At 64.5% G+C, this 15,189-nt stretch carries 13 protein-coding genes; 8 read left to right on the top strand and 5 right to left on the bottom strand.

What is annotated here, in order from left to right:
* The first annotated feature begins 166 nt into the window (after window positions 1-166).
* The 3 genes from selD to C7H85_RS02855 are packed head-to-tail and all read left to right on the top strand — an operon-like array spanning window position 167 to window position 2,966.
* Complete coding sequence (gene selD, locus C7H85_RS02865; RefSeq protein ID WP_425445057.1) at window positions 167-1,222, top strand: selenide, water dikinase SelD; 1,056 nt, start codon at window positions 167-169, stop codon at window positions 1,220-1,222.
* On the top strand, window positions 1,215-2,318 hold the full coding sequence (gene mnmH, locus C7H85_RS02860) for a tRNA 2-selenouridine(34) synthase MnmH (protein WP_106728191.1): 1,104 nt from the start codon (window positions 1,215-1,217) through the stop codon (window positions 2,316-2,318). Before selD ends, mnmH begins: the two co-directional genes overlap by 8 nt.
* A gap of 15 nt (window positions 2,319-2,333) precedes the next feature.
* The gene (locus C7H85_RS02855; protein ID WP_106728190.1) at window positions 2,334-2,966 is read left to right on the top strand and encodes an MBL fold metallo-hydrolase; all 633 of its coding nucleotides are present in this window, start codon (window positions 2,334-2,336) and stop codon (window positions 2,964-2,966) included.
* A 133-nt stretch (window positions 2,967-3,099) separates the two neighbouring features.
* Here C7H85_RS02855 and C7H85_RS02850 read toward each other — a convergent pair whose 3' ends face one another.
* Window positions 3,100-3,993, bottom strand: a complete 894-nt coding sequence (locus C7H85_RS02850) for a LysR family transcriptional regulator (protein WP_106728614.1) — start codon at window positions 3,991-3,993, stop codon at window positions 3,100-3,102.
* A 101-nt stretch (window positions 3,994-4,094) separates the two neighbouring features.
* Here C7H85_RS02850 and C7H85_RS02845 point away from each other — a divergent pair, with 101 nt between their 5' ends.
* Complete coding sequence (locus tag C7H85_RS02845) at window positions 4,095-5,324, top strand: MFS transporter (protein ID WP_106728189.1); 1,230 nt, start codon at window positions 4,095-4,097, stop codon at window positions 5,322-5,324.
* Here the strand turns inward: C7H85_RS02845 and C7H85_RS02840 are convergent.
* Both C7H85_RS02840 and C7H85_RS02835 read right to left on the bottom strand, forming a co-directional pair.
* Entirely contained in the window at window positions 5,302-6,195 is an 894-nt protein-coding gene (locus C7H85_RS02840; RefSeq protein ID WP_106728188.1) for a dienelactone hydrolase family protein, read from the bottom strand. The two genes, C7H85_RS02845 and C7H85_RS02840, sit on opposite strands and share 23 nt — an antisense overlap.
* A 52-nt stretch (window positions 6,196-6,247) precedes the next feature.
* The gene (locus C7H85_RS02835; protein ID WP_106728187.1) at window positions 6,248-6,859 is read right to left on the bottom strand and encodes a hypothetical protein; all 612 of its coding nucleotides are present in this window, start codon (window positions 6,857-6,859) and stop codon (window positions 6,248-6,250) included.
* 93 nt (window positions 6,860-6,952) lie between these two features.
* On the opposite strand from C7H85_RS02835, the gene mepA reads away from it, so the two are divergent.
* Window positions 6,953-7,711 carry a penicillin-insensitive murein endopeptidase gene (mepA, locus tag C7H85_RS02830; protein WP_106728186.1) on the top strand — a complete coding sequence of 253 codons (759 nt, stop codon included), beginning with the start codon at window positions 6,953-6,955 and terminating at the stop codon, window positions 7,709-7,711.
* Here the strand turns inward: mepA and C7H85_RS02825 are convergent.
* The gene (locus C7H85_RS02825; RefSeq protein ID WP_245879542.1) at window positions 7,704-9,704 is read right to left on the bottom strand and encodes a methyl-accepting chemotaxis protein; all 2,001 of its coding nucleotides are present in this window, start codon (window positions 9,702-9,704) and stop codon (window positions 7,704-7,706) included. The genes mepA and C7H85_RS02825 overlap by 8 nt on opposite strands.
* A gap of 412 nt (window positions 9,705-10,116) precedes the next feature.
* Between C7H85_RS02825 and C7H85_RS02820 the strand changes: the two genes are divergently transcribed.
* Together C7H85_RS02820 and glpK are read left to right on the top strand one after the other, a co-directional pair.
* The gene (locus C7H85_RS02820; RefSeq protein ID WP_106728184.1) at window positions 10,117-10,971 is read left to right on the top strand and encodes an MIP/aquaporin family protein; all 855 of its coding nucleotides are present in this window, start codon (window positions 10,117-10,119) and stop codon (window positions 10,969-10,971) included.
* 30 nt (window positions 10,972-11,001) lie between these two features.
* Window positions 11,002-12,507, top strand: coding sequence for a glycerol kinase GlpK (gene glpK / locus C7H85_RS02815; protein ID WP_106728183.1), 1,506 nt, complete (start codon window positions 11,002-11,004; stop codon window positions 12,505-12,507).
* A 57-nt stretch (window positions 12,508-12,564) separates the two neighbouring features.
* On the opposite strand, the gene C7H85_RS02810 is transcribed toward glpK, so the two are convergent.
* Window positions 12,565-13,326, bottom strand: a complete 762-nt coding sequence (locus C7H85_RS02810; protein WP_106728182.1) for a DeoR/GlpR family transcriptional regulator — start codon at window positions 13,324-13,326, stop codon at window positions 12,565-12,567.
* Window positions 13,327-13,642: 316 nt separating this feature from the next.
* On the opposite strand from C7H85_RS02810, the gene glpD reads away from it, so the two are divergent.
* Window positions 13,643-15,160, top strand: a complete 1,518-nt coding sequence (gene glpD / locus C7H85_RS02805; protein ID WP_106728181.1) for a glycerol-3-phosphate dehydrogenase — start codon at window positions 13,643-13,645, stop codon at window positions 15,158-15,160.
* Window positions 15,161-15,189: the final 29 nt, after the last annotated feature.

Genomic DNA, 15,189 nt, shown 5'->3' with positions numbered 1-15,189 from the left:
GAGCAAGCTCGCCCCCTGTACGCTCGCACATGCCATCCATGGCATGTGACGGTCGGCGGAGCCGTTCCCTTTATCCGCCTGTTTTGACACCGCTGTTGCCTGCCAAGGTAAGCCCGAAGGTTTGTCAGCCAGGCAGTCTAACCGTTACTATACGCACTTTACGTTTGTGACCAAGGAATCCGCAGTGGACCCCATTCGCCTTACCCAATACAGCCACGGCGCCGGCTGCGGCTGCAAGATCTCGCCCAAGGTGCTCGACACCATACTGCACAGCCAACTGCCCGCCTTCGCCGATCCCCGCCTGGTGGTGGGCAACGCCAGCCGGGACGACGCCGCCGTGGTCGACATCGGCAACGGCATGGGCATCATCTCCACCACCGACTTCTTCATGCCGATAGTGGACGACCCCTTCACCTTCGGCCGCATCGCCGCCACTAACGCCATCAGCGACATCTACGCCATGGGCGGCAGCCCCATCGTGGCCATCGCCATCCTCGGCTGGCCGGTCAACCTGCTGCCGCCGGAAGTGGCCCAACAGGTGATCGACGGCGGCCGCCAGGCCTGCCATGACGCCGGCATTTCGCTTGCCGGCGGCCACAGCATAGACGCGCCCGAGCCCATCTTCGGGCTGGCGGTCACCGGCCAGGTGCCGCTCGCGCGGGTCAAGCGCAACGACACCGCCGGCGCCGGCGACCGCCTCTATCTCACCAAGCCGCTCGGCATCGGCATCCTCTCCACCGCCCAGAAGAAGGGGCTGCTGCGGGAAGAAGACAGCCAACTGGCGCCCGAGGTGATGTGCCAGCTTAACAAGCCGGGCCAGGACTTCGCCGCCCTGGAGGGGGTTACCGCCATGACCGACGTCACCGGTTTCGGCCTGATGGGCCACCTGCTGGAGCTGTGTGAAGGCGCCGACGTCGCTGCCCGGCTGGAAATGGCCGCCATCCCCCTGCTGCCCAACCTGGATCACTACCTGCAGGCCGACGCCGTACCCGGCGGTACCCTGCGTAACCTGGACGCCTACGGCCACAAGCTGGCCCCGCTGAGCCCACGCCAGCAGCACATACTGTGCGATCCCCAAACCAGCGGTGGCCTGCTGGTGGCGGTACGCCCCGTGGCGGAAGACGACTTCCTGGCCCTGGCCCGGCAACATGCTCTCGAACTCGCCCCCATCGGCCGACTCACCGCTCCGGGCGCCCATCGCATCGAGGTGAGCGGTGACTGAACTGACCACCGATTACGACTTCCTGCTGGGCGAAGGTGTGCCCATGCTGGATCTGCGCGCCCCGGTGGAATTCACCCAGGGCGCCTTTCCCTCGGCCTCCAACCTGCCGCTGATGACCGACGACGAGCGCGCCCGGGTCGGCACCTGCTACAAACAACAGGGCCAGGCCGCCGCCATCGAACTCGGCCATCAACTGGTGTCGGGCGAGGTGCGCGCACAGCGGATGCAGGCCTGGCTGGACTGGCTGGACGCCCATCCCCGGGGCGTCATCTACTGCTTTCGCGGCGGCCTGCGCAGCCAGACGGTGCAGCAGTGGCTGCATGAGGCCGGCCGGCCCGTCCTCCGGGTGGAGGGCGGCTACAAGGCCCTGCGCCGCCGCTTGCTCGCCGTTATCGAGGAGGAGTTCCGCCAGCCCGGCTATGTGCTGGCGGGGCTGACCGGCAGTGGCAAGACCGACTGGCTCAGCCATACTCCCCTGGCCCTGGATCTGGAAGCCCATGCCCATCATCGCGGCTCCAGCTTCGGCCACTGGGGCGAGCCCCAGCCCACGCCCATCGACTTCGAGAACCGGCTGGCCATCGCCCGGCTCAAACAGCGCCGGGCCGGTATCACGCCCTGGCTGGTGGAAGATGAAAGCGCCATGATCGGCCGCTGCCCCCTGCCCCTGTCACTCTACCAGCGGATGCAGCAATCGCCGCTGCTGGTGCTGGAAGTGCCTTTCGAGCAGCGGGTACGACAGATCCAGTACGACTACGTGGATTTGATGCAGGCCCGCTTCGGCAACGACATGGCCCGCCTCGGCGACTACCTGCAGGGCGGCCTCAAGCGCCTGTACAAGCGCCTCGGCGACCGGGAGTGGCGCCGACTCTCCGCTATCATGGACGAGGCCCTGACCGCACAAGCCCGCGGCCTGGGCAGCGACGGCCACCAGGCGTGGATCACCGAGCTGCTGGAGCGCTACTACGATCCCATCTACCGCCGCCATCTGGCCGCGAAGGAAGCCCGTGTGGTCAAACGCGGCGACGCCGGGGAGCTGGCCGACTGGCTGGCCAGTCGGCACCAGGCCGATACTTCGCCCACCACTACATTATGTTAAAAATGGAAACTCAGCATGCTTGAACGAATCACCCTGCCGGTGACCCCCTTCGCCCAGAACTGCAGCCTGATCTGGTGCAGCCAGAGCGGCAAGGCCGCACTCGTCGACCCCGGCGGCGAGACCGAGCGACTGCTGGCGGCAGTGGCCGAGCGCGGCCTCGAGCTGGAAAGCATACTGCTCACCCACGGCCACCTGGACCACGTGGGCGCCACCGGCGAGCTGAAGGAAAAGACCGGGGTGCCCATTATCGGCCCCGGCCGGGACGACGCCTTCTGGATAGAAGCCCTTGCGCAGCAGGCGCAGATGTTCGGCTTTCCCCCGGTTAACGACTTTGTACCCGACCGCTGGCTCGCGCAGGGCGACAGCGTCACCGTCGGCGAGGAAACCCTGGAGGTGTATCACTGCCCCGGCCATACCCCGGGCCACGTGGTGCTGCTGCACAGGAGCCAGCGGCTGGTCTTTGTGGGCGACGTGCTGTTCCACGGCAGCATCGGCCGCACCGACTTTCCCCGCGGCAACCACCAGCAGTTGATCGACAGCATACTGCACACCCTGCTGCCGCTCGGCGACGACGTCACCTTCGTGTCCGGCCACGGCCCGGAAGGCACCCTGGGCGAAGAGCGGCTGCACAACCCCTTCCTGCGCTGAACGCCGCCTTCTGCCACACTGAGGGCAGGAGGTGTCCCATGGTCAAACCCAAGCAGGGGCCGCGCAATCCGCCGGCCCCGCATTTTCCGCCCAAACGCCCCATATCGCCATCCCGGCCCAAGCCGGCGCGGCATCACTCGGCCGCGCCCCAATCCTGAAGCAGGGCGTCTTTCAATACCTGCAGTTTGGCCGAATGCTGCCTTGACGGCTGATAGACCAGGGAAAGCGGATGTGCCGGACGAGTGTGATCGACAAGAATGGCTTGCACTTCCCCCCTGGCGAGGGCCTCCCGGGCATAGAACGCCATCACCTGTACGATGCCGACCCCCTGGCGGGCAGCGTCCAGCAAAGGATCGCCATGGTCAAACACCAGATTGCCATCGACGTCGACCTCGCAGGTCCGGCCCGACTCGCTAAAGCACCAGTTGTCAGGCCGGCCCGTATGCTGGCTGCGTACCCGCAGGCAATTGTGGGCCACCAGCTCGCGGGGATGTCCGGGGATGCCCCGGCGTGAAAGATAATCCGGGGAGGCAATGGTCACCCAGTCGAGGGGCGCCAGAGGCCTGGCGATAAGACGCTGATCCCCTATGGTCCCCGTGCGAAGCACGGCATCGAAGCCCTCGTCCACCAATTCGACCATCCGGTCCGTCATTACCATGTCAACCTGCAACTGCGGATGGCGCTCGAGCAACCGGGCCAGGATCGGCATCAGCGCTACCCGACCGAAGGCGGACGGCGCGCTGAGCTTCAGCACTCCCGAAGGAGAACAGCGGCGCTCTTGCAACTGCCTTCTCAGTTCCTCCAGCCCCCCCACCAGCGGCGCACTGCGCTCGTAAAACAGCATGCCATCCGGTGTCAGGCTGAGCCCCCTGGTATTGCGGTGCAGCAGGCGTACTCCCAGCTGTTGCTCCAGCCGGCCGATGGCGCGGGACACCCCGGACTGGGTCACCCCGAGTTGCACCGCCGCCTCGGTGAAACTCTGGCACTCGGCCACCTTGAGAAACTGGCGGACCGCATTCAAATCCATGATTAAAGTCATATCTGAAAGCATTTTTAAGGGGTTAATAAAACTTAAATCATAGGAAATACTGTCGCAACTTTCATGACCACCAACGACAGGTACCACAGATGCCCAACCACCACACCTCAACCATTCCCGTTTCCGTCTACTTGCTGGCCTTTGGCATCTTCGCCATGATCAGCTGCGAGCTGCAAGTCCTGGGCATGATGCCCCTCATGGCCCGGGATCTGGAGCTCAGCATCTCGCAGGTGGGCTATCTGGTTTCCCTCTATGCCGCCGCCATGGCCATCGGCGGCCCACTGCTGACACTGCTGCTGAGTGCCCAGCCTCCCAAGCGGGCCATCTACCTGCTCTACACCATCTTCATACTGGGGGAAAGCCTGGGAGCCCTGTCCGATTCCTACGGACTGGTGGTTGTCTCACGTCTTGTCACCGGCGCCGTTTCCGGTGCCTTCTTCGGCATCGCGATAGGCATGTGCGGCCGCCTCGTCCCTCCCGGCCTCGCCATCCGGGCGGTGGCCGTGGTACTGGCCGGGATCATGGTGGGCACCATACTGGGGCTGCCCCTGGCGAGCCTGGTGGGGGAGCACTACGGCTGGCGCGCCAGCTTCTGGCTGGTGGTGGCCCTGGCTCTTTTCGGTGTCCTGTACAGCGCCGCCCTGCTACCGGCCTTGCCCGCCGCGGCGAGGACAGGCCTGGCCCAGGAGCTGGCGGCATTCCACAACCGACGGCTCTGGTATGTCTACTCGACCAGCTTCTGCGTGATAGGCGCCACCTATGCCGCCTTCAGCTACTTCGTGCCCATCCTCACCCAGGTTGCCGGCTTTGCCAGTAGCAGCGTTTCCCTCCTGCTCTTCGTTTATGGCATCGCCATGCTGCTCGGCAACCACCTGGTGGCCATGTTCGCCGGCCGACGGAACATCCTGATCCTGGCCATTGGATTGGTGCTGCAAATCCTGTTCCTGTCATTGCTGGCCCTCTTCATCCAGCACTCGTGGGTCGCAGTAGCGGCCGTGATCGGCCTCGGGCTGGTGGGCGTCAGCATGAACCCGGCCATGGTCAGCCGGATCATGCAGCTTCCTCATGGTGAACGCCCCCTGGTCAATACCGTCCATGCCTCGGTGATCACGCTGGGCATCATGTTCGGCAGTTTTGCCAGCGGCCAGGTCCTGGAGCAGGGCTACAGCCTGCTCTCCCCCATGTGGGTCGGCGTGGCGGTGGCGCTGGTCGGCCTGCTGACCCTGATGTTGAACACCACCGGAAAAATCGCGCCAGTATCATCGGCAATCGACCGCGGGCAGGAGGTTTCAGGCCCTACCCCGCCAGATGCTCGCTAAAGAACGCCAGGGTGCGGGACCAGGCCAGCTCCGCCGCCTCGGGCTGGTAGCGGGGGGTGGAGTCGTTGTGAAAGCCGTGCTGGGTGCCCGGGTACTGGTGGGCCTGGTAACGCACACCGTGGCGTTTCAGGGCCGCCTCGTAGTCCGGCCAGGCGGCGTTGATGCGCTCGTCCATCTCGGCCATCTGGATCAGCAGGGCGGCCTTGATGTCGGCCACCTTGTCCAGTGCCGGCGGCATGCCGTAGAAGGGCACGGCGGCGCCGACCAGCGCCGGTTGCTCGGCAGCCAGCTTGTTGGCGATAAAGCCGCCGAAGCAGAACCCCACCACCCCGAGTTTACCGTTGCCCCCTTCCAAGGGTTGCAGGAAGCGGGCGGCGGCGGCGAAGTCGGCGGCTGCCTTGTCGCCGTCCAGCCGTTGCTGCATGGCCCGTCCGTCATCGTCGTTGCCCGGATAGCCGCCCAGCGGAAAGAGCGCGTCGGGGGCGAAGGCGATAAAACCGGCCTTGCCCAGGCGCCGGGCCACGTCTTCGATATAGGGGTTGAGGCCGCGGTTCTCATGTACCACCAGCACCAGGCCGGGCCGGGAGGAAGGACTCCTGGGCTGCACCAGGTAGCCCCTGCCCTTGCCATGGCCCTCGGGGGCGTCGAACTCCCGATAGCTGGCGGTGATGTCCGGATCGTTGAAGGACACCTGCTGCGCCCGGGCGTAATCGGGCATCAGTGCACTGAACAGGGCGGCGGCACTCATGCCGCCCACCGCCACGCCGGCCAGGCCGGTCATAAACTGGCGGCGGTCGATCTGCCCGTGGGCATACTTATCGTACAGCTCGAAGGCGCGCTTCGGGATCTTGGCGGAATCTCGCGAGGTCATGGCAACAGGCTCCTGTCTGGATGAAGATGCCTATGCAGTATAGCAACCGGGCTCAATCGTCCCAGTCGTCGTCCTCCCCGACGGGCTCGTCGTTGGCATTGACGATGACCACCGGCGCCAGTACCGCTATGGTGTCCAGCAGCCTGCGCCGAGGCTGCCAGTTGCCGACAAAGCCGAAGCGATAGCGGTTTTCATCGAGCCTGAAGCGGTCTTCCACCTGGGCCCCCAGGGCCTCGTTGATCTGTGCCAGCTCCTGCTCGTTCAGGGACAGGTCCAGGGTGAAGGCGATGATGGCGCCGTCGTGGCCGGGCAGCTTGCCCCGGTTGACCGCCAGCACCCGCTCCCGGGGCAGTGCCATGGCCACCCCGCTCACCCCGTTGACGATGTAGAGCCGCTCGGCATCAAAGGCCAGGTTGATCAGCCGCTGCCGGCTCCAGCTCGGCGGCCATAGACTGATCAGCAGCACCACGCCGCCGAAGAACACCCCCACCCAGTGGATCAGGCCGAAGCCGTCCCGGCCATCCCAAATGGCCAGCACCACCGCCGTCAGGCTGGCCAGCAGCACCAGGCCGTGGGTGAGGTAAAAGCGCAGCGCGGGCGGGCAGAGCACGAATTCCAGGGGTTGTTCAAGTAGCTGTTGCAGGGGCAGGCGCTGCACTGTCATCATCTTGTCCATCTGGGGAAGGGGTGACAACCCTAGCAAAAAAAACGGGAGCCATAAATAATGGGCCTGGTCGGACATGAGGGAGAGATACCGATGGTCAGATGGTGCTGGTTACTGTGGCTGCTGCCGGGCGCCCTCTGGGCCGAGGCCATCGGCGGCTATGCCGCCGGTTGTCAGATGAACGCCCGGGCCCTGCCCGGCAGCGGCCCGGGGTATTATGTGATCAGGAGCGAGCGGCAGCGCTATTACGGCCAGCCGCAGATGATCCACTACCTGCAGGATCTGGGGCACAGGGTCAGCCGGGCCGGGTTGCCGCCCATGCTGGTGGGCGATATCGCCATGCAGCGGGGCGGGCCCTTCGCCTACGGCCATCGCAGCCACCAGACCGGGCTGGACGCGGATATCTGGCTGCGCAGCCCACCGGCCAATCCCCTGCCCCGGCAACTGGAAACCATTGAGGCGGTGGACATGGTCGATCACCGCCACTATATCCTGAGCGCGGATTTTCGCGATCAGCAACGCCAGTTGCTCGCCCTGGCGGCCCGGGATCAGCGGGTGAACCGTATCTTCGTGCACCCGCTGATCAAGCAGGCCATGTGCCAGGCCTATGGCGAATCTCCCTGGCTCAGGAAGATCCGCCCCTGGTTCGGCCATTCCAGCCATTTCCACGTGCGCCTCACTTGTCCCGAGGGACAGAGCCGGTGCCAGCCCCAGGCGCCGGTGCCGGCCGGTACCGGTTGCGGCGCCGAGCTGGCCGGCTGGCTCAACGACAAAGCCGGCGAAATCACCGCCGGCCCGCGCACGCCCTGGCGGCCGACCCTGCCCAAGGCCTGCGTCGGCTGGGTCAGGTAGCGCCGGTATTGAAGTCGCGGATCAGCCGCTCCAGCTCGCCGTTGGCCCTCGCCAGGGTGGCGCTGGCCTCGTCGTTCCGCCGTCCCTGGCTGACCAGGGAGGCGACCATGTCGCGAATGCTGACCATGTTTTCATCCACCTGGCGTGCCACCGCGCGCTGCTGCCCGGCGGCGGTGGCGATCTGGCTGCTCAGGCCGTGAATATGCCGGACCGCCGCCGCCATCTCGTCCAGGCTCCGGTTGACGGCGACGGTATGGCCGGCGGTGGCGTGACAGCTGTCCCGGGTGGTCGCCATGGCCGCCACCACCGCCGAGACGCCTCCAGTCAGTTGCCCCAGCCTGGCACCGATTTCTTCGGTGCTGCTCTGAGTGCGCGCCGCCAGTGCCCGCACTTCGTCCGCTACCACCGTGAAGCCCCGCCCCTGCTCGCCGGCGCGCGCCGCCTCGATGGCCGCGTTGAGCGCCAGCAGCTTGGTCTGCTCGGCAATGCCGGTGATGCTGTCGAGGATGGGCGTGATCTGCTGCACCGTCTCACGCATCAGCCCCACCTGCCCGGCGGTGCCGTCGACATCGTCCAGTAACGCCGACACCGCCTCCGAGGCCCGCTGCACCAGGGCCCGCGATGCCTCGGCCTGCCGGTTGACCGCGCGAATATAATCGGCGGTGTCATTGGCGTTGCCGGCCACCTCGTCGGAGGTGGCGCTCATCTGGTTAATGGCGGTCACCACCTGTTCGGTTTCCCGGGCATGGGCGCCGAGCACGGCGCCGCTGTTGCCGGCGCCCTCCCTCAGCCGGTGCAACGACTGCCGGATATCGTCGCTGGCCTGGTCGATACGGCCTATCATCTGCTGCAGATAGGCCATGAAGCGGTTCACCGAGGCGCCGATGTCGTCGATTTCATCGCCCCGGCCGATCACCAGGCGCCGGGTCAGGTCCGCCTCGCCGGCGGACAGCAGATCGATGCTGCCCTTCAATGCCACCAGCCGTCCCATCAGGCGGTGCAGCACCAGGGCCACCACCAATAACAGCAGCAGCAAGGCCGGCACCTGAAACCACAGCAGCAGGCGGACCAACGCCTGGCTCTGCTGCTGCAGCAGAGTGGACGGCAGGCTGGCCGCCATCAGCCAGGGCGTGCCGGCGATGGGTTCGAGCAACAGGGTAAGGTCCTGTCCGTCGGCCCCCCGGTACGCCATCCGCTCCCTGCCGGCCCGGGCCAGTCCGCTTCCGAGCTTTGCCAGTTGGCGGGTGATGTCGGCCTGGCCGGCCAGTTCGGCCACCGGTGCCAGTACCGCGCCGCTGCTCAGGGCCGGGCCGGTGCCCACCAGGGTGCCATCCCGTTCCAGGATCAGCACCTGGCCGCCAATCTGCCGCTCGCTGCGCCGCACCAGTTCGTTGAAAAAGCCCAGGGTCACATCGATGGTGGCCACGCCGTACAGGGCGCCGTTCCGGTAAATGCCCATGGCACAGTTGGTGCGCGGCTCGGCGCTGGCGTCGTCCCGGTAGGCCTTGGCCCAGGCGCATTGCCCCCCGGGTGCGTCACGGCCATTGCGGTACCAGGGCTGTTGGTAATAGGCGGGCGCCTCGGCGGAATTCCAGTAGCGGTTGATGACCAGGCCGCCAGTCGAGTCCCGATGATAGAAGGTGCTGTGCCTGATCCGTCCCGGGGTTCTCATCTCCGGCAATGGCCAGATACCGCCGCCGAATACCTTGAGCTCGCCGTACTGATCGAGCAGGCTCGGTAACTGGGCATCGATCTGGTCGCTGGCAAGCGTCGGTGCCAGTTGGGTGATGGCCCGTTGCTGCGCCTGTACCTGGGCCAGCTCCCGCTGCACTGTCTCGCCGATCCGTACCAGTTCGTGGCGAACCAGTTCACTTTCCATGGCCATCAGCCTGGGGGTAAGCAGCCAGCGCAGTCCGGCGATGGTCAGCAGCAATACCCCGGCCATAAACAGCAGGAGCAGCAGGTTGTAACGGGTTTTAAGCCTGAGTGGCATCACGGCCTCCTTGTCGTTCTACTAAAAAAAGCCGGGCATCCACCCGGCCAAAGGTCGCCTTCTCCGCCGGCAACGACAGCGCCCAAACCAAAACGACCAAATTCGAACATAAAAATACATCCACGCTCGCAAAAGACAAGAAAAACTGACAACAACTTATCCCGATCGAAGCCCGAACACGACGATAAACATCCGGCAAACACCTCTCAAATACGATAATTGACATAATAACCAGCACATTACGGCACACCGGCAGCACAAGGAAAATGATGCCCATGTGTTACAACGAAGGTGAAAAGTCAAAAATAAGTGATCAAGAGCACAAATTCGCCAACACTATATTTTCGAATTCGAACAAATAACTCAGAATCAAGGTGACAGGATGACTGTACACACACAATGGAGTAGGAAAATGTCTATCAAACGACCAAACACCCTGTTCGGAGAATGCCTTGCGGAGTTTATCGGCACCGGATTGCTGATCTTCTTTGGCGCCGGTTGTGTTGCCGCCCTGGTGGTGGCCAATGCCAGTTTCGGACTCTGGGAAATCAGTATCAGCTGGGGCGTGGGCGTGGCCATCGCCATCTACGTGGCGGGAGGCGTGTCCGGTGCCCATATCAACCCGGCGGTCACCCTGGCGCTGACCCTGTTCCGGGGCTTCGACAAGCACAAGGTGCTGCCCTATATAGGGGCGCAACTGGCGGGCGCCTTCTCGGCTGCCGCCCTCGTCTACAGCCTGTACCAGCCGTTGTTCATCGAATGGGAACAGGCCGCGGGCGTGCTCAGGGGCAGCCAGGAGAGTCTGGCCCTGGCCGGTATTTTTTCCACCTATCCGCACAGCCTGCTGTCCAACAGCCATGCTTTCATGGTGGAGCTGACCATCACGGCGGTGCTGATGATGGCGATACTGGCGCTGACCGACGATCGCAACGGCGGCCCCAAGGGTATGGCTGCCGCCCTGTTGATCGGCCTGCTGATCGCGGTGATCGGCGCCGCCACCGGCCCGCTGACCGGCTTTGCCATGAACCCGGCGCGGGACTTCGGCCCCAAGCTGTTCGCCTGGCTGGCCGGCTGGGGCGATATGGCCCTGACCGGCGGGCGTGACAACCCCTATTTCTGGGTACCCATTCTCGGCCCCATCGCGGGGGCCTGCCTGGGTGCCTGGCTGTACGATAACACCATCGCCCGCTTCCTGCCGGCAGCGACAGCGGAGGCCACGCAAGCCGCCGAACAGAACACCGCCCAGGAACGCAATGCCGCGGCCTGATTGATACGAATTCGACAAGGAGAATCACAGATGTCCCAAGCAAAGCAGTATGTCGTCGCCCTGGATCAGGGCACCACCTCGTCCCGTGCCATCATCTTCGACCAGGATGCCGCCATCCAGGGCGTCGCCCAACGGGAATTCGGCCAGATCTACCCCCAGGCCGGCTGGGTCGAGCACGACCCCATGGAAATCTGGGCCAGCCAGCGCTCCACCCTGACCGAGGTGCTGGCCAAGACCGGCATCAGCCCGGATCAGATCGCCGCCATCGGCATCACCAACCAGCGGGAAACCACGGTGGTGTGGGAAAAGAGCACCGGCAAGCCGGTCTACAACGCCATCGTCTGGCAGTGCCGCCGCACCGCCGACATCTGCGAACAGCTGAAGGAACGCGGCCTGGCCGACTACATCCGCGACAACACCGGCCTGGTGCCGGATGCCTACTTCTCCGGAACCAAGCTCAAATGGATCCTTGACAATGTGGACGGCGCCCGGGAGAAAGCCAACAACGGCGAGCTGCTGTTCGGCACCATCGATACCTGGCTTATCTGGAAACTGACCGACGGCCGGGTGCACGTCACCGACTACACCAATGCCTCCCGTACCATGCTGTTCAATATCAACAGCCTGGAGTGGGACCAGAAGCTGCTGGATGAAATGGGCATCCCCGCCGCCATGCTGCCCGAGGTGCGCCCCTCCAGCGAGGTATACGGCAAGACCAACATCGGCGGCAAGGGCGGCACCCGCATTCCCATCGCCGGCATCGCCGGCGACCAGCAGGCGGCGCTGTTCGGCCAGCTGTGCTTCAACAAGGGCATGGCCAAGAACACCTACGGCACCGGCTGCTTCCTGTTGATGAACACAGGCTCGCAGAAGGTCAGCTCCAGCCACGGCCTGCTCACCACCCTGGCGGTGGGCGCCCGGGGCGAGGTCAACTACGCGCTGGAAGGCTCGGTATTCATGGGCGGCGCCACCATCCAGTGGCTGCGGGACGAGCTGGGCCTCATTCGCGAGGCGGACGACACCGGCTATTTCGCCGAGAAGGTAAAGGACAGCAACGGCGTCTACCTGGTGCCGGCCTTCGTCGGCCTGGGTGCGCCCTACTGGGACCCTTATGCCCGCGGCACCCTGGTGGGCCTGACCCGGGGCGTGAACCGCAACCATATCATCCGGGCGGCGCTGGAGGCGGTGGCCTACCAGAGCCGGGACGTGCTGGAAGCCATGCAGGAAGACTCAGGGCTCAGGCTGGCCGCGCTCAAGGTGGACGGCGGCGCCGTGGCCAACGACTTCCTGATGCAGTTCCAGTCCGATATCACCAACGCCAGGGTGGTGCGTCCCCGGCAGACCGAGACCACCGCCATGGGCGCGGCCTTCCTCGCCGGCCTGGCGGTGGGGGTCTGGCAGAGCACCGACGAGCTGGCCGACAAGTTCGCGGTCGACAAGGAGTTCAAGCCGCAGATGGACAAGGACACCCGCGCCACCCTGTACCGGGGCTGGCAGAAGGCGGTGGCCCGCTCCCTGGACTGGGCCGAACACTAAGCGAAAACGAAAATACCAGGGGCGCCGCGAGGCGCCCTTTCCGTTTAATCGGTTCGCTCAGTGGGCGATATGGCAGGCGACCTGATGCTCTTCCATGATCTTCTGCAGCGAGGCCGGCGGCGGGGCATCGGTAAACAGGGCGGTAATCTGGCTGATATGGCCCAGGTTGACCATGGCGTTGCGGCCAATCTTGCTGTGGTCCGCGGCCAGGAACACCTGCCGGCTGTTGTTGATGATGGCCTGGGCGATGCGCACCTCGTGGTAGTCGAATTCGAGCAGGGAGCCGTCGGTGTCGATACCGGAAATGCCGATGATGCCGTAGTCGGTGCGAAACTGCTGCACGAAGTCGCGGGTCGCCTCGCCGACGATGCCGCCGTCCCGGTTGCGCACCTCGCCGCCGGCGATGATCACGGTAAAGTCTTCTTTTTGGCTGAGGATGCTGGCCACATGGATGTTGTTGGTGATCACCCTGAGTTCCTGGTGATCGAGCAACGCCTTGGCCACCGCCTCGGTGGTGGTGCCGATGTCGATGAACAAGGAGGCGCCGTCGGGGATCTCGGCGGCGATGGCCCGACCTATGCTGTCCTTCTCCCCGGCATACATCACCTTGCGGGAATCGTAGGCGGCGTTGACCGTGCTCGACATCAGCGAGGCCCCGCCGTGATGCCGGCGGATGCGGTTGTGTTCGGCCAAATCATTCAGATCCCGGCGAATGGTCTGCGGGCTCACGTCAAACTGGGCAACCAGATCCTCGGTGCTGGCAAAGCCTTTCTGCTTGAGCAACTCCAGGATCTGCTGATGACGCAGGGTTTGCTTCACGCGGTAACTCCCTGTAATGGATGAAACTTCATCGCCCGATTGTACTCGTTCAATACCCAAATGCACAGCGGCCGGGCCCCGGTGCTCGCCAATATCACAAATGTCTCATTTCGAACACAAAACTCCCATCAAGCACCACCAATTTGTTAAAAAATCGTCCAAAAGAATGAAAAAAGTTACTTGATGTTTGTTTTGTGGTTGGTTATTTTCTTTTTCGAAGATTATAATCCATCTATGGTGACCGAATATGACCCCCATCGATAACGCACAGGGACGCGGTGCTCCGGTACTGGCCTCCCTACAGGAGAAGAGAAACATGACAGCTGAGCACACCATTCATGATCTGATGGTTATCGGTGGTGGCGTCAACGGCGCCGGCATCGCCATGGACGCGGCAGGCCGGGGGCTGAAGGTGCTGCTGTGCGAAATGAACGATCTGGCCTCCGCCACCTCCTCCAACAGCAGCAAGCTGATCCACGGTGGCCTGCGCTACCTCGAACATTACGAGTTTCGTTTGGTGAAGGAAGCCCTGGCCGAGCGGGAATCCCTGCTGCGCAACGCTCCCCACATCATGTGGCCGCTGCGCTTTCGCCTGCCCCACCGCCCGCACCTGCGCCCGGCCTGGATGATCCGCATCGGCCTCTTCCTGTACGACCACCTGGCCAAACGGGAGCTGCTGCCCGGCTCCCGCGGTATCCGCTTCGGCGAAAACAGCCCTTTGGTGAGCGAAATCACCAAGGGCTTCGAGTATTCCGATGGCTGGGTCGACGACGCCCGCCTGGTGGTGCTGTGCGCCATGGCCGCCCGTCAGCACGGCGCCGACATCAGGACCCGCACCCGCTGCGTCCGGGCCGAGCGGCAGAACGGCCTCTGGCTGGTGACCCTGCAGGATACCGACACCGGCCGGCAGCAGCGCTACCGCTGCCGCGCCCTGGTCAACGCCGCCGGTCCCTGGGCCAGCAAACTGTTCGACGAGACCATGTCCCTCCAGGCGCCCAAGCAGATCCGCCTGGTCAAGGGCAGCCATATCATAGTGCCGCGCCTGCATGACGAGCCCGAGGCCTATATCCTGCAGAACGAAGACAACCGCATCGTGTTCGTGATCCCCTACGAGGACAACTTCTCGCTGGTGGGCACCACCGACGTGGATTACGACGGCAACCCGGCCGAGGCGGCGATCAGCGGGGAAGAGGTGGATTATCTGTGCGCCGTGGTCAATGCCCACTTCAAACGCAAGATAAGCGCCGCCGATGTGGTGTGGACCTATTCCGGGGTGCGGCCGCTGATGGACGACGAACACGGCGACGCCCAGAAGGCCTCCCGGGATTACAGCTTCGAGGTGGACGCCCCCGAGGGCGGAGCGCCGCTGCTGTCGGTATTCGGCGGCAAAATCACCACCTACCGCAAGCTGGCGGAAGCGGCCACCAACGCCGTCTGCCGCTTCTTTCCCGAGGCCAGGGGCCCTTGGACCAAGACGGCGGCGCTGCCCGGCGGCAACTTCGAGCATCACGGCAGCCTGGCCGCCACGCTCGGGCAGCAGTTCCCCTGGCTGCCCGAGGCCATGCTCACGCGCTTTGTGCGTAGCTACGGCAACCTGTGCCACCACTTCCTCGACGGCTGCACCCGGCTGGAAGACCTGGGCCCGGCCATCGGCGCCTCATTGCATCAGAAAGAAGTGGACTACCTGGTGGAGCACGAGTGGGCCCGCACGGTGGAAGACATCATCTGGCGCCGCAGCAAGCTCGGCCTCTACCTGCAGGAGGGCGAAAAGGCCCGGCTGCAGGCCTACCTGCACGGCACACTGGGGATCAGCCAGGACCGCATGGCCGGCTGAGCCGTCGCCGAGATAAAAACGCCCCGGTC

This window comes from Zobellella endophytica (assembly GCF_003012775.1).
Classification (GTDB): Bacteria; Pseudomonadota; Gammaproteobacteria; order Enterobacterales; family Aeromonadaceae; genus Oceanimonas; species Oceanimonas endophytica.
The sequence above is the reverse complement of the archived record's forward strand: the minus strand, read 5'-3'. Positions and strand labels throughout refer to the sequence as shown.

What these genes read in the sequence shown, in the direction of transcription:
- C7H85_RS02845 (WP_106728189.1), top strand. Translation starts at nt 4,095, where the DNA reads ATGCCCAACCACCACACCTCAACCATTCCCGTTTCCGTCTACTTGCTG.
- C7H85_RS02825 (WP_245879542.1), bottom strand. Translation starts at nt 9,704, where the DNA reads ATGCCACTCAGGCTTAAAACCCGTTACAACCTGCTGCTCCTGCTGTTT.
- glpK (WP_106728183.1), top strand. Translation starts at nt 11,002, where the DNA reads ATGTCCCAAGCAAAGCAGTATGTCGTCGCCCTGGATCAGGGCACCACC.
- C7H85_RS02835 (WP_106728187.1), bottom strand. Translation starts at nt 6,859, where the DNA reads ATGACAGTGCAGCGCCTGCCCCTGCAACAGCTACTTGAACAACCCCTG.
- C7H85_RS02840 (WP_106728188.1), bottom strand. Translation starts at nt 6,195, where the DNA reads ATGACCTCGCGAGATTCCGCCAAGATCCCGAAGCGCGCCTTCGAGCTG.
- mepA (WP_106728186.1), top strand. Translation starts at nt 6,953, where the DNA reads ATGGTCAGATGGTGCTGGTTACTGTGGCTGCTGCCGGGCGCCCTCTGG.
- C7H85_RS02850 (WP_106728614.1), bottom strand. Translation starts at nt 3,993, where the DNA reads ATGGATTTGAATGCGGTCCGCCAGTTTCTCAAGGTGGCCGAGTGCCAG.
- C7H85_RS02855 (WP_106728190.1), top strand. Translation starts at nt 2,334, where the DNA reads ATGCTTGAACGAATCACCCTGCCGGTGACCCCCTTCGCCCAGAACTGC.
- glpD (WP_106728181.1), top strand. Translation starts at nt 13,643, where the DNA reads ATGACAGCTGAGCACACCATTCATGATCTGATGGTTATCGGTGGTGGC.
- C7H85_RS02820 (WP_106728184.1), top strand. Translation starts at nt 10,117, where the DNA reads ATGTCTATCAAACGACCAAACACCCTGTTCGGAGAATGCCTTGCGGAG.